Source organism: Burkholderia sp. L-4 (assembly GCF_056856535.1).
Map to the genome: position 1 here is coordinate 182,529 of NZ_JBXEOX010000002.1, position 21,703 is coordinate 204,231.

Here is a 21,703-nt window from a genome sequence, read left to right on the forward strand (position 1 = left end):
CGGCAATTCAACGATGAGGGTGCGGCCGGTGCCGGTCAGGCACCGGCGACGACGAACTCTTCGGCCGCCTTGCGCTGGACCGCGGCCATCACGGCCAGTTCGCGCTTGCTGCGCGTGTCGCCGGACACGACACCGGTCGCGTGCTTCGCCTTCGCACCCAGCGGGAAAAACACAAACGACGCGCCGGCCGGCGCGGCCGGTTCCGCACGCAGGCGCTTGTTCAGGATCTTCAGGTACTTCTTCTTCGAGACTTCCTTAGCAGCCATGGCACCCTCCGCGTCAACGTGGTGAAGATCAGCATACCAGTTTTGGTGATGCGCTCCGCGGCGGCGGCCGCCAGTTCGCCCTTCGCGGAAAATTCTTCGCGCGCGCTGTCGATACGCGTCCTTCTCGTACGTCGTGTTGTCGTAACCGATCGTTTTGCCGTCGATGCGGCCGGCGGTTCCCCCATTCATTTTTCAGGAGATACGACAATGCGCGTCCTGGTCATCGTCAAAGCCACCGCCGATTCCGAGTCCGGCCGGATGCCCGACACCGAAAGCATGGCCGAAATGGGCCGCTTCAATGAGGAACTGGTCAAGGCCGGCATCCTCCTCGACGCGGACGGGCTGCGCCCCAGCAGCCACGGCAAGCGTGTGCATTTCTCCGGCACGCATCGCTCCGTCGTCGACGGCCCGTTCGCCGAAACGAAGGAACTCGTCGCCGGCTACTGGCTATGGCAGGTGAAATCGATGGAAGAAGCCGTCGAATGGGTGAAGCGCTGCCCGAACCCGATGCCGGGCGACTCCGACATCGAGATCCGCCCGCTGTTCGAAGCCGAGGATTTCGGCGACGCGTTCACCCCCGAACTGAAGGAACAGGAAGCGCGGATGCGCGCGGAAGTCGACGCGCGGCAAAAGTCCTGAGCAGCAGGCGGGCACGCGCCTCGCGCGTGTCCGGAGACGCCGGTTGACGAGCACCCGATTGGTAACGTATCGTTTTGATACGTTACCAATCGAAACCCGTTCGTCATGCATTCCCGTTTCGACCGTTTCCGCACGACCGCGCTCGGCGCCCAGCTCGAAGCGTTGATCGAACAGCCCGAGCGCTATCTCGAGTTCGCGGCGCTGTCGCGCGTCGGCGTCGCCGCGATCGGCGCGATCCAGGACGAGATCGCGCGCAAATTCCCCGAAATCGAAGCGGACACGACGGCTCGCCAGTTCTGCGGCGCGATGGTCGCGGAAGTCATGCGCCGTCACGGTCACGAGGTCGTGCAGGCGCGCGGGCGGCTCGGCGGCGCGCTGTTCAGCTACGGTGCGGTGTTCAGCCCGTTTCCGCGGCGGCTGCCGCTCGCCGACGTCGTCGCCGCGCTGGCCCGCATGCCCGACCGGCTCGCCGCGTATGCCGCGCGGGTGCCGGTCGCGCTGCGCACGCGCCGCCCGACCGGTACCGGCTTCTCGCTCGTCGAACACGCGTACCACCTGCGCGACCTCGACGCCGTGTTCGCCGAGCGCATCTACGTCGTGCGTACGGCCGAATTGCCCGTGATCGAGTCGGTCGACGGTACCGCCCTCGCCGCGCAGCGCGACTATCTTGCGCAGCCGCTCGCCCCCGCGGTCGACGCATTCCGATCGGGTCGCGCCGCGCTGTGCGCCACGGCCGCCGCGCTGGAACCGTCGCAACGCGCGCGCTGCGGGCTGCGCGACGGGATCCGCCGGATGTCGCTCGACGAACTCGTGCGCGAACTGCTCGACCACGACCGCACGCACATGCTCGAACTCGACGAACTGCTCGCCGAACTCGCGTTGCCGCCCCTGCCCTCCGTATCCGCCGAATGACCCAGCCCGCGCCCGTCGTCTTCATTCACGGTTTCATCGGCACGTTCGACGTGCGCGGATGGAACGGCCCGCATCTCGCGCCCGACCTGCTCGGCTACGGCGCGCATCGCGCAACCCCGTTCGATGCGATCTCGCTTGCCGCACAGGTCGAACACGTGCGCCGGACCGTCGCCACGCATTTCGGCGCGCAGCCGGTCGATATCGTCGGCCATTCGGTCGGCGGCGCGATCGCGATGCTGTTCGCGCATGCACATCCTGAATGCGTGCGGCATGTCGTCAACGTCGAAGGCAACTTCACGCTCGACGATGCGTTCTGGTCGGCGGCGGTCGGCCGCATGACGCCCGACGAGGCCGACGCGATGCTCGACGGCCTGCGCGCCGCCCCGCTCGACTGGCTGCGCGGCGCGATCGACGCACCGTCGCCGAGCCAGCTCGACGCCGCACGCCGCTGGCTCGCGCATCAGCCGGCATCGACGCTGCGCGCGATGGGCCGCTCGGTGGTCGCGACGACCGGCGCTCCCGGCTACCTGCAGGCGCTCGCGCAAGTCTTCGAGCGTCACGGCGTCTGGCTGGTCGCCGGCGAACGCTCGCGCGCGGGCTGGCACGTGCCCGACTGGGCGCTCGCGCGCTGTGCGGGCTTCGACACGATCGCAGGCTGCGGTCACTTGATCGCGGCCGAGCAGCCCGATGCGTTTCGCGCCGCCATCGAGCGCATCGTCGCCGCGCCGCCCACCTGACAACCCGTAGGATTCACCGAAATTTGTCTGAAAGGCACGGTTGCTAGAGTCGCCTGAACAGGGTTTTCCCGGTGCCCGGCGCCGGACCGAGTCGACACATGCGAGGATCGATGAACCTGGCACGTACCTTCTGGCTGCTTCTGCTGCTCGCTGTCACGAGCCCTGCGTTCGCGTTTCACGCGCGGGTCGTCGCGATCCCGAGCGCCGCGATGCACGAGACGCTGAAGGCGACCGTCGTGCTGCCCGACGATTACACGCACGGCAACCGCGGCGACGAACGCTATCCGGTCGTCTATCTGCTACACGGCTCCGGCGGCGACCATACCGACTGGACGTCGAACACGCGCATTGCCGCGCTGGCCGACCGCTATCACGCGATCCTCGTGATGCCCGACGGCGGACACGAAAGCTGGTACATCGACAGCCCGTTCGATTCGGGCAGCCGCTACGAAACCTTCATCGGCGACGAAGTCGTGTCCTACGTCGATCTGCATTTCCGCACGATCGCGACGCAGCACGCGCGCGCGATCACCGGGCTCAGCATGGGCGGCTTCGGCGCGCTGCGCATCGCACTCGACCGGCCCGACACGTTCGGCGCGGTCGGCAGCATCAGCGGCGCGGTCGATCCGCGCTGCTGCGCGGACGAGCCGGGCATCGACCACGTGTTCGGCGATCCCGTGCGCCATCCGTCGTTCTGGAACCGCAACGTGATCGTCGAAAGCGCGCGCGCGTTCGTCCGTGCGCATCTCGACCTGACTATCGATTGCGGTCGCGACGATTCATTCGTCGACTCGAACCGCACGCTGCACGAACGGCTCGTCGCGCTCGGCGTGCCGCACGACTATACGGAACGGCCCGGCGGTCATACCTGGGATTACTGGGCGAACGCGATCCGCTACCAGATGCGGTTCTTCGCGACGTCGTTCCAGCATCGCGGCTACGCGTACCGTCCCGCGCCTGCCGCGCCGGGCATGACGCGCGCGGGCTGACGCACGCGCCGCGCGACAACCCGGCAGGCTTGCCTGTCTTCGTCGCCGTCGCGCGCGAGCGCAGCTTCACGCGTGCGGCCGCCCGACTCGGCGTGCCGCAATCGGCACTCGGTTACACGATGATGGATTGACAGGCCGGGCAACCCGCTCGCATGAAGCGGTACGCACGCGGCCCGGCGTGCGAAGACAACGGCGGAAACGAATCGGTCAGTTGCCGTGCGTGGCGTCCGCGCCGACGACGCGATCGAAGCATTCCTGTGCACGCGCCAGTTCGTCGAGCGCGCGATCGAGGCGCGACATCGCACGTGCGTATTCGGCCGACGAACCGTCGTCGTCGCTTTCGCCGCGCACCGCGCGAAACGCCTGATCGACGTTGCGCGTGGCTTCGACGAAGCGCTGTGCGGCCTGCGCTTCCCGCGAACAGATGTGGGTCGACATCGACACTCCTCCCTCAGGATTGCAGTGTGAAGCACGCCGACGCTCAGTGTACGTGGTGCGCATGTCGGCGGCGTGAACCACGACCCATCGCGTATCGACGCATCGGCCGCCGCGCAGCGCGCTTCGTGCCGATTGTCCCTCTGCGCTCGCCGATCCGCCACGGCGAGATTGCAACAAATTCTTGCGCGGCCTGCCGCGCGCCTGGCGTCACGCGCGCCCGATACGCGGATGCGCAAGCCCTGCAAACGCAGCCGCGTCGCCCGGCGACAGGTCGAACAGATCGCCGGTGAGATCGCGCGGATGCTCGACGGCCGGCCGGTTGCGCATACGCGCCACATGGGCGGGCGCAACATACGCGGCCGCCGTTTCGATCGGCGGCACGTCGAACAGATCGCGCGTGACGCCGCGCACGGCGTCCGTCGGCGAACGGCCGCGCAGGCGCGCGACGAGCTCGACGAAGCGATCGAAATCGCCCGCGCGCGTGGCCTTGTTCACTTCCGCGAGATCGCGCGCCTTCAGCACGCACGGCTGCGCGAGCCGCACGAAATACGGCGCTTCGAGCTCGACCGACAACGCGAGCGGATAGCTCTTGCCCGTCTGCTCCCTCGCCCGCCCGACGCAATCGACCACGGCCGCACCCTGTGCGGCGCCGAGCGGCTTGCCGGTGCTCACGCTGCGCAGATGATCGGGAAACACGCGCAGCTGCGTGCCGACCGTCAGCGCGGTGGACGACGCACACACGAGTGCGTAGTGCTGTTCGCGGCGCCGGCCCGACGGCAACGTCGAGCGGCTGGCGATGAACGTATGCGGCGGCAACGGCCGCACCTGCCCGCTTGCGTCGACCCATGCATTCCACAGCAGCGCGTCCTTGCGCTCGCCCGCGCGCGGGCGCGACGCGACCGGCGAAAACAACGCGAGCAACGAGCCCGTGCGATGCGCGGCGACTTGCGCGCTGCTGCCGAGCGGCTGGTTGATGCCCCACAGAAAACGCCCGCCCCCTAGCCGGCGCTCCCATTCCTTGCGGAGCACGACGGTCGGCAGTTCCTCGCCGGACTCGGTACCGATCTTGGTCCAGCAGAACGTGGGAGGGAGGTGTTTCAGTGTCATCAACTTTCTCGGGATACAGCCTCGCTGGTGACAGCAAGCCCATTCAACAGCCGTAACTGTATAGGTATAATGCATCGCATGGAAGCCCCGGACCAAGATTTTCCCGTTCAAGACCTGTTGCGCCGCCTGCTGGCAGACACACGCTCGTCCAGCGAAATAGCGCGACTTTCCGGGGTCAGCCAGCCGACCGTGTCGCGCCTGCGGCTGTCGAACGGACGGCGGCTGCGCCGCAGCGCGCCATTCACCAAGCTATGCAATTTCTATGGCGTCGATACGGAGCCGTCGCGCCGGCGCTACAACGACCTGCTGCGCGACGCGATCGTCGACGCGTGGGACGGGTCGGACGAGCACGGACGCGCGCTGCTGGTCGTGATCCAGGGGCTGAAGGATTTGCAGGCGAAGGCGGATGACGGGTGATGTCGCCAGAGGGCCCGGTCATTCATCGAGAGTGAACGTGATCGGCACGCGCGCCCGCATCGGCATCGGCGTGCCGTTCTCGACCTGCGCAGCGCAGCGGCTCTCCAGCACCGCGTCGCGCGCCGCCGCATCGAGGCGCGAAAAACCGCTGCCGGTCACGACACGCGCAGCGACCACCCGGCCGGCCGCATCGGTTACCAGTTCGACGAGTACGGTGCCGTGCTCGCCCGTACGCAACGACTGCGGCGGGTAGCCGGGGGTGGCCAGCGCACAGTCGGGATGCGCGACGAAGCGCGGCGTCGCGGGCGCCGGTAAGGTCTGCGATTCGGATCGTGCCTGCCTGGTGTCGGGATGCGCGTCGTCGTGCGGCGTGACGCTTCGCTCGCTTGCCGTCGCGGACGGCACGGGCGGCGACGGCGCCGCCGCATCGCGTGCCGGCGGCCGGGTTCGATCCGGTGCGGCGGGTTGGATCGTCGGCAGCTTGCTGCTCATCGGCGAGCGAGGCGCGGACACCGTGCGATGCATCGCGTGCGACGCAGCCCTCGAATTCGCCGCGGCAGCCGCCGCCGTCGGCACTGCCGGTGCCGGCGCAATCAGCGTCGCCACCATCACCCGGCGTTGCACGGTCACGCCGCGCACGGCCGGTTCGCGGGCGAGCAGGATCAATACGCCCACATGCAGCACACAGGTCGCGGCGATCGCCAACGCGATACGCACGCCGCCAGGGTCGACGCGATCGTGGAGGGCGCCGCGCGCCCCGTTCATCCTTCGAATACCCGCATCAGTCGCACGCATCACGCACTCCGTCCCGCGTTCAGCCTTCGTTACGCGCGAAATTGCGCCAGATATATCCGGAGGACTGCGTATCGATCGTTCAGACATCCATTGCGTCGCGCTGCCTCACCCGCGCTCGTCCTGACCGCGCCCCGTCAGCCGTCGCACGCCGCGCCGCATTGCGCGAGCGAATTCTCCTTGCTGCGAAACACCAGCGGCCGTTCGTCGCGCGGCGCGCGACGTCGCGCGAACTGCACGGCCTGTTCGACCTGGCCGTGATGGGCGGACTTCTCGCACACCGGATCGGCCTCGTTCGGATCGCCCGTCAGCAGGTATGCCTGACACCGGCAACCGCCGTGATCCGCGTGCCGCTCGTCGCACGTGCGACACGTTTCGCGCATCCAGTCGTCGCCTCGAAACGCGTTGAACGCGTCGCTGTCGTACCAGATTTCCCGCAGTGACCGGTCACGCACGTTCGGCAACGCGAGCCCCGGCAGCGACCGCGCGGCATGGCACGGCAGCGCGGTGCCGTCCGGCGCGACGCCGAGAAACACCGAACCCCAGCCGTTCATGCAGGCCTTCGGGCGGCGCTCGAAATAGTCGGGCACGACGAACAGGATCTTGCAGCGCTCTCCGATCAGCTTGCGATAGCGGTTGACCGTATCCTCGGCCTCGCGCACCTGCTCGACGGTCGGCATCAACTGGTCGCGATTGAGCATCGCCCAGCCGTAGTACTGCGTGTTCGCGAGCTCCAGGTAATCGGCGCCGAGGTCGAGCGCCATCTCGATGATCTGTCCCACGTGCGGCAGGTTGTAGCGATGCAGCACGCAGTTGAGCACCATCGGGTAACCGTGCGCCTTGATCAGCCGCGCCACGTCGCGCTTCAGTTCGAACGTGCGCGTGCTGGTCAGGAAATCGTTCAGCTCGCGCGTCGAATCCTGCAGCGACAACTGGATGTGGTCGAGCCCGGCGGCCTTGAGCCGCTCGATGCGCGCGACGTTCAGCCCGATGCCCGACGTGATCAGGTTCGTATAGAAGCCGAGCCCGCGCGCATGCGCGACGAGCGTCTCGAGGTCGCCGCGCTGCAGCGGTTCGCCGCCCGAGAACCCGATTTGCGCGGCGCCGAGCGCGCGCGCATCGCTGATGACCGTGCGCCACGTGTCGGTGTCGAGTTCCGCGCCGTGCGTCGCGAAGTCGACCGGGTTGTAGCAGAACGCGCAGTGCAGCGGACAGCGGTACGTGAGTTCCGCGAGCAGCCACAGCGGCGCGGACGGACGGGAAGTGTCGGACGTCATGTCAGTCGAGCCAGCCGCGCAGTCGCGCATGATCGAGGAAACGGTAGACGTCGGTCGCGAGATCCGATTGCATGAACAGGCGCTCGAGCTCGCCGATGATGTCGTCCAGTTCGCGCGTGCCGTCGCAGCGCGCGAGAATCTCGCCCGCACTCGGGTTCAGCTTGACCATGCCCTCCGGATAGAGCAGCACGTACGCCTCCTGGGCCGCCTCCCATTGCAGGCGGTACATGCCCCTGAGGCAGGGGCGCAGCGGCACGCCGCTGGCGGCTTCGATCGCATTCATAACGGGTAGGCCTTTTCGACGGCGTCGAGCATCGACCACAGGATGTCGAGCTTGAATTGCAGAATGCCGAGCGCGCGCTGCTGCGCTTCCGGTGTCGTGAAATGCGCGAGCGTGACCGCGAGCCCGTGCTCGACGTCGCGCTGCGCGAGCGGCACGCGACTGCGGAAGTAATGCAGCCCGGCCGGCTCGATCCACGGGTAATGCGACGGCCAGCCCGCGAGCCGGTCAAGATGGATCTGCGGCGCGAACATCTCGGTCAGCGACGAGCACACCGCCTCCTGCCATGGCGCGCGCCGCGCGAAGTTTACGTACGCATCCACCGCGAAACGCACGCCGGGCAGCACGTGTTCGAGCGACCACAGTTCGTCTCGCTCGAGACCGCATGCCTCGCCGAGACGCACCCACGCCTCGATGCCGCCTGCGTTGTCGCCCTGCCCGTCGTGGTCGATCAGCCGCTGGATCCAGCGGCGCCGCGTCTCGCGATCCGGGCAGTTCGACAGGATCGCCGCATCCTTGAGCGGGATGCAGATCTGGTAGTAGAAGCGGTTCGCGACCCAGCCGCGAATCTGCGTGGGCGAACAGGCGCCGCCGTTGAGCCGCCGGTTGAACGGATGATGGATGTGATAGCGCGATTCGAGCGCACGCAGGCGCGCCTCGAATTCGGTCGCGGTCCAGGGCGTCGCGTGCAACGCCGTAGCGGGGATCGGTGCGTTCATCGTCAGACCTGGAATTGCATGCCGTCGTGCGCGACATCGATGCCATGCGCACGCAGGTGCGCGTGTTCGACGGAATGCGGATCGAGAATCGGGTTCGTGTTGTTGATGTGCGTGAGCACCTTGCGCGTTCGCGCGGGCAACCTGTCGAGCCAGTCGATCATGCCGGGCCGCCCGTGTTCCGCGCACTGCGCGAGATGTCCCATGTCGGACGCGTGCTTGCCCGACAGGCCGAGATCGATCATCTCGGTCCCGGTCCAGAAGGTGCCGTCCACCAGCACGAGATCGGCGCCGTCCATTGCCGCGCGTACGTCGTCGGTGACCGACGCGAGTCCCGGCGCATAGAAGGCGCGCCGCCCGCTCGCGACGTCTTCGATCGACAGCGCGATGTTGTCGCCGGGCGCGGCCGACGCGCGCCGCGGCGAATAAGGCGGCGGCTTGCTGTCGACGGCAATCGCGGTGAAACGGATCCCGCTCGCCGCCGGCACCGCAAACGGCTCGCCGGGCACGATCGTGTGCGCGGCAACGCCGCAGTAATGGCCGAGCAGCGGCACGAGCGGCAAACCGGTCGACAGGTCGTCGAGTACCGGCGCGCTCGCGTAGAGCGGCAGCGGCGTCGAGCGCTCGCGCAGCATCAGCAGGCCCGTCACGTGATCGATCTGCGCGTCGCACAGCACGACGGCGGCGATGCCGCTGTCGCGGATCGCGCGCGCCGGTTGCAGGTCCGGCGCCGCGCGCAACTGGGAAAGGATGTCGGGCGACGCGTTGACCAGAACCCAGTCGATGCCGTCGTCGCTGACCGCGATCGACGACTGCGTGCGCGACAGCACGTGGCCGCTTCCGCTGCGCGCACGGCGGCAGTTCGCACAATTGCAGTTCCATTGCGGCAGGCCGCCGCCGGCTCCCGAGCCGAGTATCTTGATCTTCATGGGCGTCAGCTCCCGAGACCGCCCGCGCCGCCCGCGCCGACCACGGCGAAGCGGGCGGCACGCGCGGCGATCAGCGGTTGGCGATGTACATCGTGATTTCGAAGCCGAAGCGCAGGTCGGTGTAAGACGGTGTCGTCCACTGCATGGTGTGTCTCCTGTCGAGTTGAGGATTGATGCGTTGCTGGATGAGTCGAACGACCGCGGCAATCGAGCGGTCGGTTACTCTTCAGCAAGGAGCGTGCCGAAGCCGTATTTCGGCGGTGCGGCGGCGGCAGACGGCCCTCGTCCGGGGATCGGGGCGCAATCCTTACGAATGGCCGACACGATTCGTGCGAATGCGGGCCGCCACCCCGGCGGCGCGATGTCCGCGAGTGGTGACAGGTGTTGAATCGTTGAACACCGGTGTTGCAACTTGACACACCGGCTGTGACAGGCCGCGCCCGGCGCGACGGCTGCGCGTCAGCTTTCGTCCGACGGCGGGCGCCCCGCGTCGGCTGCCGGCATCTTCCGGTAGATCGTGTTGCGCGAGACGCCGAGCGCGCGCGCCGCGGCGGACACGTTGCCGCCGTGACGGGCGAGCGCGGCGGCGATCGCGGACGCGGCGACGTCCTGCAGCCGCGCGTCGGCGGCCGGCAACGCATCCGCGATACAGGGCCCGGCGCCCGCCGCGGCGGACGAATCGGGCGCGGCCTGCACGGCCTGCGCATCGCCACGCCGCAGGTCGTCGAAGAAGTCGTCCGGCAGGTGCTCGCGGCGGATTTCGCCGTCGTCGTCGACCATGGCCGCCGCCGTACGCAGCAGGTTGCCGAGCTGGCGGAAGTTGCCAGGCCACGTGCAGCGCACGAACAGCGCCATCACGTCCGGCGCGACGGACAAGGGCGGACGCCCCGGGCCCGCGAACGCTTCGCGCTGCAGCATCTTCTGCACGACGACCGCGAGATCCGTGCGGTCGCGCAACGGCGGCAGGCGCACCACGAGGCCGTTCAACCGGTAGTAGAGATCCTCGCGGAAACGGTTCTGCGCGATCATGTCGCGCAAGTCGCGGTGCGTCGCGCAGATGATCGCGATATCCACGGCGATCGTCTTCGTCGAGCCGAGCGGGTTGACGAGGCGCTCCTGCAGCACGCGCAGCAGCCGCACCTGCAGCGGATACGGCATGTCGCCGATCTCGTCGAGAAACAGCGTGCCGCCGTTCGCCTGCAGCAGCTTGCCGATCGCCCCCTTGCGGCGCGCGCCGGTGAACGCCCCCTCCTCGTAGCCAAACAGCTCGGACTCGATCAGCGTCTCCGGAATCGACGCGCAGTTGACCGCGACGAACGGCGCGTCGCGGCGCGGCGAGTCGTTGTGGATCGCCTGCGCGAGCAGTTCCTTGCCGGTGCCGGTCTCGCCGGTGATCAGGATCGGAATGTCCTTGCCGATCACCTTGCGCACTTTCGCGATCACGCTGGCGACCTGCGCATCGCCGGTGTCGAGATAGTTGAGCCGCGACAGGCCGGCCGACGTGCCCGCCGCCGGCGCGGGCACCGCGTTCGCGCGCGCGGCCGGCGCCCCCGCATCGTGGACGTCCGTCGGCCGGCTGCCTTCGGCGAGCGTCGCGCGGCGAAAGTGCACGCGCGCGCAGACCACCGCGCCGTTGCCGAGATTGAGCATCAGGTGCCGGTCGGTGCTCGCGCGCATGCGGTCGATCAGCTGCGCGCTGGTGACGTCGAACAGCGACGACAGCGTGTGCGCGCGCAGCACGGCGAGCGGCATGCCGAGCTGGAACTGCGCGCTGCGATTGGCCGACAGGAAGCGCCCGTCGGCGGTAAACGCGACGATCCCCTCCATCAGCGTGCCGAGGAACTCGGGGCGGCCATGGAACGATACCTGCAGCGTTTCCTGAAACGTCGTCGTAAACAGGTGATTCTCGATCATCTGCACCGACATCTTCGCGAGCGCCATCGTGTGCTGGTGATAGCTGCGGTGATCGCCCGTCACGTCGAGCACGCCGATCGCATCCCCGTACGGATCGAGAATCGGCACGCTCGAACAGGTCAGGAAGCGGTTCGCGGCCAGGAAGTGCTGGTCGCCGTGGACGACCATCGGGCACAGCTCGGCCAGTGCCGTGCCGATCGCGTTGGTGCCCTGCCGGTTCTCCGCCCAGTTCGCGCCCGGGCGCAGCGCGACCTTTTCCGCGCGGCGCAGGAAATCGTCGTCGCCGATCGAGTGCAGGATCAGCCCCTCCGCATCGGTGAGCACGATCATGCTCTGCGTATTGACGATCTGTTCGTGCAGCGTCTCCATCACCGGCATCGCGTGCACGCACAGCACCCGGCTCTGCTCGCGCTTGAGCACCAGCGCCGAGGTCGACAGCACGTCGTAATCGGGCCGCGCCGATACCTGCAGGCCGAATGTCTCCGAGCGCTCATGGGCCTTCTGGATCGACGGCGCGGGCCAGCCAGCGGGATGCACGGCCCGTGACCCGGCCGCCTGCTCTACGTCATCGCGCATTGTCTCCTCCGGGGGATCCTTCCGGTCAACTGCCGGACTCTTTGCCGTCATTGCAAGCAAGCATCGGGCCACGCCGACGCCGCTCAACTTCATGAAAGGACAATGTAATCAGTCGTCCGGGCACGGGCGGGCGTGTCGCGTCGCGCGACGGCATGCCTGCGTGATACCGTGAATTCCCGCCGCGTGACTACCCGTGCGAATCCGGATCTTCGCGGCCGGCGCGCCGCTGGCTCGCTTCTCGCTTGGTCGCAGGGCAGGCCCGGCGACTGCCCGGCCGCCGACGGTTACCGTTCCTATTCCGCGCGAACCCCATCGACATGACACGCCGCCCGCTTCGCTCCACGCCATCGCCCGCCTCGCCGGCCATGCCCGTTCGCCGGCGCCTGCATCGCGACGCGCAATCGATCGCGTTCGCCGTGGCCGGCGCCCCGCAGGGCCACCCGGTCGTCGTGCTGCACGGCGGGCCCGGCAGCGGCAGCCAGGCCGGCATCCTGCGGCTGTTCGACCTCGCGCGCATGCGCGTGGTGCTCGTCGACCAGCGCGGCGCGGGCGCGTCGGGGCCGCGCGGCGGCACGCGTCACAACCACACCGCGCGGCTGATCGCGGATCTCGAGGCGGTACGCGCGCAGCTCGGCATTGCACGCTGGGGCGTCGTCGGCGGATCGTGGGGCGCCGCGCTCGCGCTCGCGTATGCGGGCACGCATCCGGAGCGGGTGACCGGGGTCGTGCTGCGCGGCCTGTTCCTGACGTCGCGACGCGAAGTCCGCGGCCTCTTCGTGACGTCCCGCACACGTGCCCCGCGCGAATGGCGCCGCCTGCATGCGGCAGCCGGCGGCGGCCAGCCGGAACGCCTGCTGGCGCGCTGCGCGCAGCGGCTGCGCCGCGGCGCAAGCGCAGCCCGACAGCGCGCGGTGGCGCTCGCGTGGCACGCCTATGAAAACGCCCTCCTCGCATCGGTGCGCACGCGCCGCTCGCCCGTCCGCACGATCCGGTCGAACGAGACCGTCGGGCGGCTGATCGACAAATACCGGATCCAGGCGCACTACCTGCAACGCGATTGCTGGCTCGGCGAGCGCCGCGTGCTCGCGCTCGCGCGACGCGCCGCCCAGGCCCAGGTGCCGCTGTTCGCCGCGCACGGGATACACGATCCCGTTTGCCCGGTCCGCAACGTCGAGCGCCTCGCGCGGGCCGTACCCGAGGCGAAAATCGAACGCGTGCGGGCCGGGCATCTGGCCAGCGACCCGGCACTGGCGCGCAGCGTCGCACGCGCCGCGCATGCGATGTTCGCGACGGTGCCGTTGACCTGACGGCCCCGCGCCCGCTCGCGGCATGACGCCGCGCGACGACACGAGCGAACGCGCCGCGCTCAATCCCACGCGTAGCGCACGCCGACCCATGCGCCGCGCGGTGCGCCGGGCCCGACGAACTGCTCGTTCACCGGATTCGCGCCGTCGAAGGTGTGGTTCGGCCCGTTGAAGAAATTCTGGCCCAGTGCGCCGAAGCTCGCGTAGCGCCTGTCGAACAGGTTCGTCACGCTCGCGAACACCTCGAACCGCTTCGTGATCCGGTAACGCATGTCGAGATCGACCAGCACGTAACCTGCGATCCGGCCGTTGACGTCCTCGTTGTTCTCGTCGCCGCGCGCATACACGCCGCTGCGCCACGTTACGTTCGTACCGATGTCCCACGCGGACGTCGCCGCGTAGTCGAGCCGCAGCTTCACCGTATGCGCGGGAATGCCGGGGATGCGGTCGCGCGGCTTGACCGTCACGTTGCCGTTCGCGTCGGCCGCCGAATTCGCCGGGCTGTGTTCGGTCCACGAAGACCGGTAGGTCGCCTCGACATGGCTGTACGACAGCCCGACACCGAGCGGGCCGAACCGCGTGCGGCCGGCGAGCTCGATCCCCTGCCGCCGCGTATCGCCGACGTTGCGGAAATAGCCCTGCGCGCTGGCCGGGCTGCTGATGAACTGAATGTCGTCGCTCAGTGTCGTGCGATAGGCCGCGGCGCTCCAGGTCGTCGCCGCGCCGACGCGGCCGCGCACGCCGGCTTCGAACGTCTTCGAAATCACGGGCTTGAGCGCCGGGTCGGCGATGAAGTCGTTCGGCAGCGAACACGGCGCGGACGGGTCCGCGCACGCGAGCTCGATCGCGGTCGGCGACCGCATGCCCTCGTTGTAGGTTGCATACGCGGTGAATCCCGCGACCGGATTCCAGTTGAGCCCGACTGCCGGGTTGAAGCGCGAGAATACATGGTTGCCGTCGAGCAGCGGCTGCACGCCGCTCTCGTCGCCGATTCGCGCTTTCGACCAGTCGTAGCGGCCCGACAGCGTGAGCGTCCAGTGCGGCGTCAGCGACAGCGCATCGCTCAGGTATGCACCGACGCTCGCGTTGCGCGTCTTCGCGCTGGTCTGCCGGACGAAATCGCCGATGCCGATCGCCTCGCGCGCATCGGTGAACGATGCGTCCTGCGACGACGCGACGTAGCTCGAGTTCGCGGCATCGGCCGAGACGCCCGCGACCAGCCGGTTCGCCATTCCGCCGAGCTTGCCGAGCAGCGTGAGCTGCACGCTGCCGCCGTAGCTGTCGGTGACGATCGTCGATTGCGCGTTGCTGCCCTGCACCGTGTCGACCGTGCCGTCGTCGTTCACCGAACCGTAATCCGTATTGTTGTTGCTGCTCGTGTTCGCGTTGCGCAGGTGCCGGTAGTATGCGTTGCCGCTCAGCTCGACGTTCTCGCCGAAAAAGCGATCGCCCGACAGCGTCAGGTAGCCGGCGCTGTTGTGGTTCCGGTCCGGATACGTATACGCCTGCTTCGGGTTGTCGACGAACGAGCGCGGGATCGTCTGGGTGCCGGACAGCGTGTTGTCCGCGCCGCCTGCGGCGATCGACAGCGTCGTGTCCGCATCGGTATAGCGCAGCTTGCCGAACGCCTGCCGCACGCGGCTCGCGTTATGGTCCGCCCAGCCGCCGTCGTTCGCGAGGTTCGCGGTCGCATAGTAGTCGAGGTTCGGGCCGATCGTGCCGCCCTGCTCGATGCTCGCGGTCTTGCGGCCCCACGCACCGCCCGACACCTCCGCTTCGCCTCCCGGGCTCGATTTGCCGTTCTTCGTCGTGATCGCGAGCGCGCCGCCGAGCGTGTTGAGCCCGTACACCGGGTTGGAGCCCGGAATCAGCTGCACGCGGTCGATCGCCTGCACCGGCAGGATGTCCCAGTTCACGACGTCGCCGAACGGCTCGTTCACGCGCACGCCGTCGACGAACACCGACAATCCCTGCGGCGTGCCGAGGAGCGGCGACGCGGTGAAGCCGCGATAGTTGACGTCCGTCTGATACGGATTGCCCTGCGCATCCGAGATCGTCACGCTCTGCAGGTTCGCGGCGAAGAAATCGGCGAGCGTCGCGCGGTGCTGGATCTCGAGTTCCGCCGCGCGCACCGTCTGCACGTTCGCCGGCACCTTCGACAGCGGCGTGCCGATCCCGAGCAGCGGCGTGGTGCCGACCACCACCACCGCAGGCAGCATGACGGCCGGCGCGGGCGGCACGATCGCGGCGGCGTCCGGCTGCTGCTGCGCGCGCACGCCGCCGGGCGGCAAGCCGAACAGCGCGAGCGCGCCGAGGGTCGTGCCGACGCATCGCGCACGCCGGCCACGTCGTGTCGCGCCGTCACACCCGGCGGCCTTTGGTCTCCTGATCATTTACGTTGTCTCCGCATTCCTATTCCGCCGGCGCGGGCGATGCACCGCGCGGCGACGAGTTGTCGCGAAGCGGGCGTGCGAGAACCGTGCCAGCGCAGCGCGGACGAGCGCAGCGTGCCGCGCCGCGCATCGCTGCGGAACGGCATGCGTGCAACCGGCGGCCCGCTGCGCCGCGGACTGCGCCACCTGTCATGTTTGGCAACACTTCGCGCGCGACGGTGTACCTGAATGCAACACCTGCGTCGACGTCACGGCGCGTCTCGCCGATCGGCACATCACCCGCGATCCGCCGGTGTACCGCGCCGCACCGGCATCCCGCCGCGATGGCATGCGACTTGCGTAAAGGGCAGTGCACTCGGCCCGGACACCCCAACCGTGCCGGCGCGACGAATCGTTCGCGGCGGTGCGACCACAATGACTCAGGAGACAACCATGAAGAAACTCTCGGCTTCAGCGAGCCGGCTGGCGACGACCGTAGTCGCGGTGGCCGCCGCCATCGCACTGAACCCCGGCCTCGTCGAAGCGGCCGCGGACTACCCGGCCGTGACCTACCAGCGCCTGACCGATGCACACGGCGACCCCGGCTGGCTGACCTACTACCGCACCTACGACGGCCGCTCGCATTCGCCGCTCAAGCAGATCGACACGTCGAACGCGAAGGATCTCAAGCAGGTCTGGGCGTACAAGTTCCCCGCCGACCTGAAGCAGGGTTTCGAAGCCACGCCGATCGTCAACGGCAACTATCTGTTCGTGACGACGCCGAAGGACAACGTCTACGCGTTCGACGCGAAGACGGGCCGCCAGCTGTGGAAATACGAGCCGAAGCTCGGCGCGGCCTCGTTCAAGACCGCGTGCTGCGACGTCGTCAACCGCGGCGTCGCGCTGTACGGCAAGAACGTCTACATCGCGATGCTGAGCGGTGAAATCGCGGCGCTCGACGCGCAGACCGGCAACCTCGTGTGGAAGAAGCAGATGTTCGAGCCGGGCCTCGGCTACGCGTTCTCGCTCGCGCCGCTCGCGATCGACGGCGCGATCGTCGTCGGCACGTCCGGCGGCGAATACGGCATTCGCGGCTATATCGCCGCGCTGAACCCGGAGGACGGCTCGCAGGTCTGGAAGCGCTACACGATTCCCGCCGCCGGCGAAAAGGGCGCGGAAACCTGGCCCGACGGCATGCAAAGCCACGGCGGCGGCGCCGCGTGGCTCACCGGCACGTACGACGCCGCGTCCCGCACGCTGTACTGGGGGGTCGGCAACCCCGGCCCGTGGCTCGCCGCGCTGCGCCCCGGCGACAACCTGTATTCCGACTCGCTGCTCGCGCTCGACGCGAAGAACGGCAACCTGAAGTGGCACTACCAGTACACGAACAACGACACGTGGGACTACGACGGCGTGAATGCGGCCGTCCTCGCGGACATCAAGTACAAGGGCAAGGACTACGACGCGATCATCCACGCGGACCGCAACGGCTTCTTCCACGCGATCGACCGCACGACCGGCAAGCTGATCTACGCGACGCCGTTCGTGAAGGCGTTGTCTGTCACCGGCTACACGGCCGACGGCAAACCGATCCAGGACGCATCGAAGTTCCCGAAGGCCGGCACGACGATCGAAACGTGCCCGAGCTTCCTCGGCGGCAAGAACTGGTGGTCGATCTCGTACGACCAGGAACGCAACATCGCGGTCGTGCCGGCACTGCACGCGTGCATGAGCCTGACCGGCAAGTCGGTCAGCTACATGGAAGGCCTGCCGTATCTCGGCGAAGGCTTCGAGATCAAGCCCGAACCGGGCAGCGAAGGCTACGGCGAACTGACGGCCATCGATGTGAACACCGGCAAGAAGCTGTGGAGCCACTGGTCGAAGAAGCCGTGGAACGGCGGCGTCGCGACCACGGCGAGCGGCCTCGCGTTCAGCGGCTCGCTCGACGGCCACCTGTACGCGTTCGACACGGCGACCGGCAAGGTGCTGTGGGAAAGCCCGCAACTGGCGAGCGGCATCATTTCGCAACCGTCGGTGTACGAGGTCGACGGCAAGGAGTATGTCGCCGTGCTCGCCGGCTACGGCGGCGCGAACCCGATCTGGGGCGGCCCGATGGCCGACATCGCGAAGGACGTTCCGCGCGGCGGCACGCTCTACGTGTTCGCGCTCGACTGAACGCGCGCCAGCCCCGAGTCGCGCCCGCATGCGCCCGATGCGGGCGCGACGCCCCACCCGCTTCAACCGGACACACGACCATGAATACTCGTCTCACCTCCGTTACCGTCGCCAGTCTGCTCGCCGTGGGCGTGGCGCTGACACCGGCAGCCGCGTCGGCCGGCGTGCGCGTCTGCACGCTGCCCGGCAGTCCGACCACGGCGCTCGACCGCGCCGTTGCGCGCGAAGTGTTCCGCACCGCGGGCATCGCCGCGACCTTCAACAAACGCGGTGTCGACGACAATGGCGACGACGACGGCATCTCCGCCAGCGAGCTGACGAAGTCGCTCGAACGCGACTGCGACGTGATCGCCGGCTTCCCGCGTTCGGCGATCGCCGATGCGTCGGGATCGAAAATGACGTTCTCGCAGGGCTATCTGCGCTCCGGCTACGTCAGCGTGTCGCTGCGCGATGCGCACGCACCGGCCGGCACGAAGGAAACGATCGCGGCCACGTACGGCAGCCCGTCGCAGCTGATCGCCGCGCAGCAGGCGAACGCCCGCTTCGACCTCGAGAACACGAGCGAGCAAACGATCGGCGCGCTCGCCGCCGGCCGCGCGCAGCGCGCGATCGTCTGGTATCCGAGTGTCGTCGCCTATGCGCGCGCGCATCCGAAACAACGGTTCCAGGTTGCGGCGACGTCGTCGCCATACTCCGACTGGCAACTGTCGTTCGCCTTCGGGCCGGGCAAGGACGCGCTGCAGAAGCGCATCGACGCCGCGCTGTCGCAGATGAGCGGCAACGGTCGTCTCGCGTCGCTCACGCGCGGCTGGACGCTTCCCGACGACATCGCGCAAGCCGCTGCCACGACCGCGCCCGGCCGGTTTCTCGACGGCGCGCTCGCGTCCGCGCAGCGGCCGGCAAGAAGCGGTTTCATCAAGGTGTCGACGGGCGAAGGCAGCGGCGTCCCGTCGTTCGACCAGACGCAGGTGCAGCACGGCAAGAAGCTGTACGCCGATGCGTGCGCGAAATGCCACGGCGACCAGCTCGAGGGCAATACCGCGCCCGCGCTGAGCGGAGAGGCGTTCGCTCCCGAGGGCAAGTCGCACATCACCGTCGGCGGCATCTTCCTGTACATGTCGAGCAACATGCCGGCCGATCGCCCCGGCAAGCTGACCGCGGAGGAATACGAGGACCTGATGGCGTTCCTGCTTTACTCGAACGGCTACGACACGTCGAAGAGCAAGCTGACCGCCGATATCGCCAACGCCTCGAAGGCGCCGCTCATCGCCGGGCCGCGCAAGTAAGCTCCCCGCCCACCTTCGCTTCGATCGACCGTCGCGCCGGGATGCACGCCCGGCGCGCGGGCCGGACTTTTTTCCTTCATTTCATTCAGGATGACATCATGATCTCCCGCCATCGCCGGACCTTCTTCGTTCAGGCTGCCGGCCTGTGCGCCGCGCTCGCGGCCGGCACGCGCGCATTCGCCGCCGCACCGCCCGTCGACGAAAACGACGCGACAGCGAAGACGCTCGGCTACCGCGCAAAGGCGACGACCGTCGACGCAGGCAAGTTCCCGAAGTACCAGGCCGGCCAGACGTGTTCGAACTGCCGCTTCTACAAGGCTGCCGCGGGCGAATCCTTCGGTACGTGCCCGATGTTCGCGGGCAAGGCGGTTGCCGCCGAAGGCTGGTGCAACGTCTATGCAAAGCTCGCGTGACGCCGGGCCCGGGCCCGGGCGCGACGGCGCGCCGCGTCGCGGCACGGACGCCGAATACGCGGTCCGTTTGCATGCGCTGATCGCGCTGGGCATCGACCGCGGATACGTGACACGCGGCGAAATCGCCGATGCGTCGCCCGGCGACGCGGCCGACGGTCCGGATTTCGATGCAGCCGCGTCGATTCTGCGCGAGCTCGGCATCGACGTGCGCGAGCATGCGGACGCGCGTACCGCATGGACGCTCGACCGCCATTTCGCGCAAGTGTCGGAAGTCGCGGCGCCGCTCGCCGACGCATCGACGCCGCTCGCGGCCGACGACCTGCCCGCGGGCCGGACCAACGACCCGATCCGGCTCTATCTGCGGGAATTGAGCGCGACGCCGCTGCTCGAACGCGACGAAGAAATCGCGCTCGCGCTTCGCCTGGAAAACGGCCGCGCGGCATGCATCGGCGCCTTGAGCCGCGATCCGGCGGCGCTCGCCGTCATCGCGGCGATCGCGGACGACATCCGCGCCGGCAAGGTGGCGGCGTCGGTTTACGTGACGGGGTTCGTCGGCGATGCCGAGCCGTCAGCGCGTGCGCCGACGATGTTGCCGGGCGATCCGACCGTGGCATCGCCGGTTTCCGACGACGGCGCCGGTCTTGCCCTCGACAGCCCGGCGTGGCGCGATACGATCGTCGACGCGCTCGAGCGCGCCGCTGCGCCGGCATCGGCGATGCAGCACGCGTTGCATGCGAACGGTTTCGCGTCGGCCGCTTACCGGGCACTGCTGCGCGACGCAGCCGCATCGACCGGCAGAATTCGCTTCACCTCGCGCGCGATCGAACGTATCGCGCAAGCGAACGGCGCGCGCGCGACTCAGGCGCGCACGGTCGAAAAACGGCTCGCCGATACGCTGGCCGCCTCGGGCATACGGATCGAATCCGCGCGCCACGATTTGTTCACACGATGCGACGACGTACGCGCATGGCTACACGCATGCAGCACCGCGCATCCCGGCTGCGCGGCCGCCCTCGCCCGTCATGCGCCGGCGCTGCTCGAAGCGCGCAGCGCGCTCGCTCGCCTGGCTGCCCAGTCGCCGCTGCCGCTCGACATCGCGATCGCGCTCGATGGGAGGCTTTCGCGTATCGAGCGTGCGATGCAACCCGCGAGAACGAAGCTGTTCCAGAGCAATCTGCGGCTCGTCGTCTCGGTCGCCAAACGCTATGCCGATCGCGGCCTGCCCTTCTCCGATCTGATCCAGGAAGGCAATATCGGCCTGATGAAGGCAGTCGATCGCTACGATCACCGGCGCGGCTTCAAATTCTCGACGTATGCGATGTGGTGGATCCGCCAGGCGATCACGCACGCGCTCGCCGAGCTCGGACGCACGATACGCGTGCCCGCGCATACGGTCGATTCGCTCAACAAGCTGTCGCGGCTCGCACGACTGCACCGGCAGCGGACCGGCGACGTCGCGGACGCACGGTCGCTCGCCACGCAGATGCGGCTGCCCGTCGACAAGGTGCGCGAACTGATGAGCATCGTGCGGGAACCGATCTCCGCCGACCTGCCGGTTTCGCCCGATCACGACCTCACGCTGGGCGACGTCACGATCGACGCGGATGCGCCGACGCCGGAAGAAGCGGCGAGCGCCGGCCAGTTGCGCACCGCGGTTGCCGCGCTGATCGACTGCCTCCCGGTACGCGAAGCGTGGATTCTTCGCCTGAGGTACGGCATCGATGTCGAAAGCGAGTATTCGCTGCGCGAGATCGGCCGGCAACTGAACCTGTCGGCCGAACGCGTTCGTCAGCTCGAGGTATCCGCGCTCGAACGCATCCGGCAATTCCGGCACGCACCGGCGCTGCGCTCGCTGATCGCCTGACGCGGCGGCGCCGGGCGACCATCATTCCGCTCGCACGAAAACTGATCAGGACTGCAACACGATCTGCTGCATTTCTGAACGCTTCCTCGTGTCGCGTTACCGTCCGCGATGTCGCTGGGTCGACCAGGTGGTTCGCCACGCGCCCGGCTGTCGCGGCTTTCCCCGCCTGCACGCACCGGTCGCGCGCCTGGCATGCATGTTGCATTTTCCCGAGCGCCGTCAGGAATCACATTCGCGCCGGCAACAAGCATCGCCGTGCGTTCCCCGACGGCACGGCATGCAGGCGGCTCACATCGATTC

The 21,703-nt window shown here is 68.4% G+C and carries 21 protein-coding genes and 1 pseudogene; 11 read left to right on the top strand and 11 right to left on the bottom strand.

Translation table 11 applies throughout. The annotated features are described in order from the left end of the window. Positions 1–35: 35 nt before the first annotated feature. Positions 36–266, bottom strand: a complete 231-nt coding sequence (locus AC1VVG_RS17610; RefSeq protein WP_034186060.1) for a hypothetical protein — start codon at positions 264–266, stop codon at positions 36–38. A 207-nt stretch (positions 267–473) separates the two neighbouring features. Here AC1VVG_RS17610 and AC1VVG_RS17615 point away from each other — a divergent pair, with 207 nt between their 5' ends. The 5 genes and pseudogenes from AC1VVG_RS17615 to AC1VVG_RS17635 all read left to right on the top strand — a co-directional run. Beyond that, positions 474–905, top strand: a complete 432-nt coding sequence (locus AC1VVG_RS17615; RefSeq protein ID WP_049035962.1) for a YciI family protein — start codon at positions 474–476, stop codon at positions 903–905. Between the two features lie 105 nt (positions 906–1,010). Beyond that, positions 1,011–1,817: a DinB family protein gene (locus AC1VVG_RS17620; RefSeq protein ID WP_482835952.1), complete on the top strand. Its 807-nt coding sequence runs from the start codon at positions 1,011–1,013 to the stop codon at positions 1,815–1,817. Further along, complete coding sequence (locus AC1VVG_RS17625; RefSeq protein ID WP_034186057.1) at positions 1,814–2,554, top strand: alpha/beta fold hydrolase; 741 nt, start codon at positions 1,814–1,816, stop codon at positions 2,552–2,554. Before AC1VVG_RS17620 ends, AC1VVG_RS17625 begins: the two co-directional genes overlap by 4 nt. Positions 2,555–2,664: 110 nt before the next feature. Continuing rightward, positions 2,665–3,543, top strand: a complete 879-nt coding sequence (locus AC1VVG_RS17630) for an alpha/beta hydrolase (RefSeq protein WP_175026750.1) — start codon at positions 2,665–2,667, stop codon at positions 3,541–3,543. After that, a pseudogene (locus AC1VVG_RS17635) lies at positions 3,540–3,665 on the top strand (helix-turn-helix domain-containing protein); the annotation flags it as partial. The gene AC1VVG_RS17630 and the pseudogene AC1VVG_RS17635, both read left to right, overlap by 4 nt. 85 nt (positions 3,666–3,750) lie before the next feature. Here the strand turns inward: AC1VVG_RS17635 and AC1VVG_RS17640 are convergent. Continuing rightward, positions 3,751–3,981: a hypothetical protein gene (locus AC1VVG_RS17640; RefSeq protein WP_034186208.1), complete on the bottom strand. Its 231-nt coding sequence runs from the start codon at positions 3,979–3,981 to the stop codon at positions 3,751–3,753. Positions 3,982–4,188: 207 nt separating this feature from the next. Further along, positions 4,189–5,088, bottom strand: coding sequence for a hypothetical protein (locus tag AC1VVG_RS17645; protein ID WP_034186055.1), 900 nt, complete (start codon positions 5,086–5,088; stop codon positions 4,189–4,191). 78 nt (positions 5,089–5,166) lie between these two features. Between AC1VVG_RS17645 and AC1VVG_RS17650 the strand changes: the two genes are divergently transcribed. Then, positions 5,167–5,505, top strand: a complete 339-nt coding sequence (locus AC1VVG_RS17650; RefSeq protein WP_482837179.1) for a helix-turn-helix domain-containing protein — start codon at positions 5,167–5,169, stop codon at positions 5,503–5,505. Between the two features lie 18 nt (positions 5,506–5,523). On the opposite strand, the gene AC1VVG_RS17655 is transcribed toward AC1VVG_RS17650, so the two are convergent. From AC1VVG_RS17655 to AC1VVG_RS17685, 7 genes are all read right to left on the bottom strand, one after another. Beyond that, entirely contained in the window at positions 5,524–6,222 is a 699-nt protein-coding gene (locus AC1VVG_RS17655; protein WP_482835953.1) for an energy transducer TonB, read from the bottom strand. 212 nt (positions 6,223–6,434) lie between these two features. Beyond that, the gene (gene pqqE, locus AC1VVG_RS17660) at positions 6,435–7,574 is read right to left on the bottom strand and encodes a pyrroloquinoline quinone biosynthesis protein PqqE (protein ID WP_482835954.1); all 1,140 of its coding nucleotides are present in this window, start codon (positions 7,572–7,574) and stop codon (positions 6,435–6,437) included. Position 7,575: 1 nt separating this feature from the next. Then, positions 7,576–7,857, bottom strand: a complete 282-nt coding sequence (pqqD, locus tag AC1VVG_RS17665; RefSeq protein WP_049035955.1) for a pyrroloquinoline quinone biosynthesis peptide chaperone PqqD — start codon at positions 7,855–7,857, stop codon at positions 7,576–7,578. Then, positions 7,854–8,573: a pyrroloquinoline-quinone synthase PqqC gene (gene pqqC, locus AC1VVG_RS17670; RefSeq protein WP_034186052.1), complete on the bottom strand. Its 720-nt coding sequence runs from the start codon at positions 8,571–8,573 to the stop codon at positions 7,854–7,856. The genes pqqD and pqqC overlap by 4 nt, the downstream gene beginning before the upstream one ends. A 2-nt stretch (positions 8,574–8,575) precedes the next feature. Further along, the gene (pqqB, locus tag AC1VVG_RS17675; protein ID WP_049035953.1) at positions 8,576–9,499 is read right to left on the bottom strand and encodes a pyrroloquinoline quinone biosynthesis protein PqqB; all 924 of its coding nucleotides are present in this window, start codon (positions 9,497–9,499) and stop codon (positions 8,576–8,578) included. Between the two features lie 70 nt (positions 9,500–9,569). Next, positions 9,570–9,644, bottom strand: coding sequence for a pyrroloquinoline quinone precursor peptide PqqA (pqqA, locus tag AC1VVG_RS17680; RefSeq protein ID WP_006485436.1), 75 nt, complete (start codon positions 9,642–9,644; stop codon positions 9,570–9,572). Positions 9,645–9,958: 314 nt separating this feature from the next. Then, complete coding sequence (locus AC1VVG_RS17685) at positions 9,959–11,989, bottom strand: sigma-54-dependent Fis family transcriptional regulator (protein WP_049035952.1); 2,031 nt, start codon at positions 11,987–11,989, stop codon at positions 9,959–9,961. 317 nt (positions 11,990–12,306) lie between these two features. Here AC1VVG_RS17685 and AC1VVG_RS17690 point away from each other — a divergent pair, with 317 nt between their 5' ends. Then, positions 12,307–13,296 carry an alpha/beta fold hydrolase gene (locus tag AC1VVG_RS17690; RefSeq protein ID WP_124669598.1) on the top strand — a complete coding sequence of 330 codons (990 nt, stop codon included), beginning with the start codon at positions 12,307–12,309 and terminating at the stop codon, positions 13,294–13,296. Between the two features lie 59 nt (positions 13,297–13,355). On the opposite strand, the gene AC1VVG_RS17695 is transcribed toward AC1VVG_RS17690, so the two are convergent. Further along, a complete protein-coding gene (locus AC1VVG_RS17695) occupies positions 13,356–15,686 on the bottom strand; it encodes a TonB-dependent receptor (protein WP_482835955.1) in 2,331 nt (776 codons plus the stop codon). A gap of 432 nt (positions 15,687–16,118) precedes the next feature. On the opposite strand from AC1VVG_RS17695, the gene AC1VVG_RS17700 reads away from it, so the two are divergent. The 4 genes from AC1VVG_RS17700 to AC1VVG_RS17715 all read left to right on the top strand — a co-directional run bounded on the left by AC1VVG_RS17700 (position 16,119) and on the right by AC1VVG_RS17715 (position 21,403). After that, complete coding sequence (locus AC1VVG_RS17700) at positions 16,119–17,840, top strand: methanol/ethanol family PQQ-dependent dehydrogenase (RefSeq protein ID WP_034186047.1); 1,722 nt, start codon at positions 16,119–16,121, stop codon at positions 17,838–17,840. An 80-nt stretch (positions 17,841–17,920) separates the two neighbouring features. Then, positions 17,921–19,126, top strand: a complete 1,206-nt coding sequence (locus tag AC1VVG_RS17705) for a c-type cytochrome (protein WP_034186046.1) — start codon at positions 17,921–17,923, stop codon at positions 19,124–19,126. 98 nt (positions 19,127–19,224) lie between these two features. Next, positions 19,225–19,539, top strand: a complete 315-nt coding sequence (locus AC1VVG_RS17710) for a high-potential iron-sulfur protein (protein WP_034186207.1) — start codon at positions 19,225–19,227, stop codon at positions 19,537–19,539. Further along, entirely contained in the window at positions 19,523–21,403 is a 1,881-nt protein-coding gene (locus AC1VVG_RS17715; protein ID WP_482837180.1) for a sigma-70 family RNA polymerase sigma factor, read from the top strand. Before AC1VVG_RS17710 ends, AC1VVG_RS17715 begins: the two co-directional genes overlap by 17 nt. The last annotated feature ends 300 nt before the right edge of the window (positions 21,404–21,703 follow it).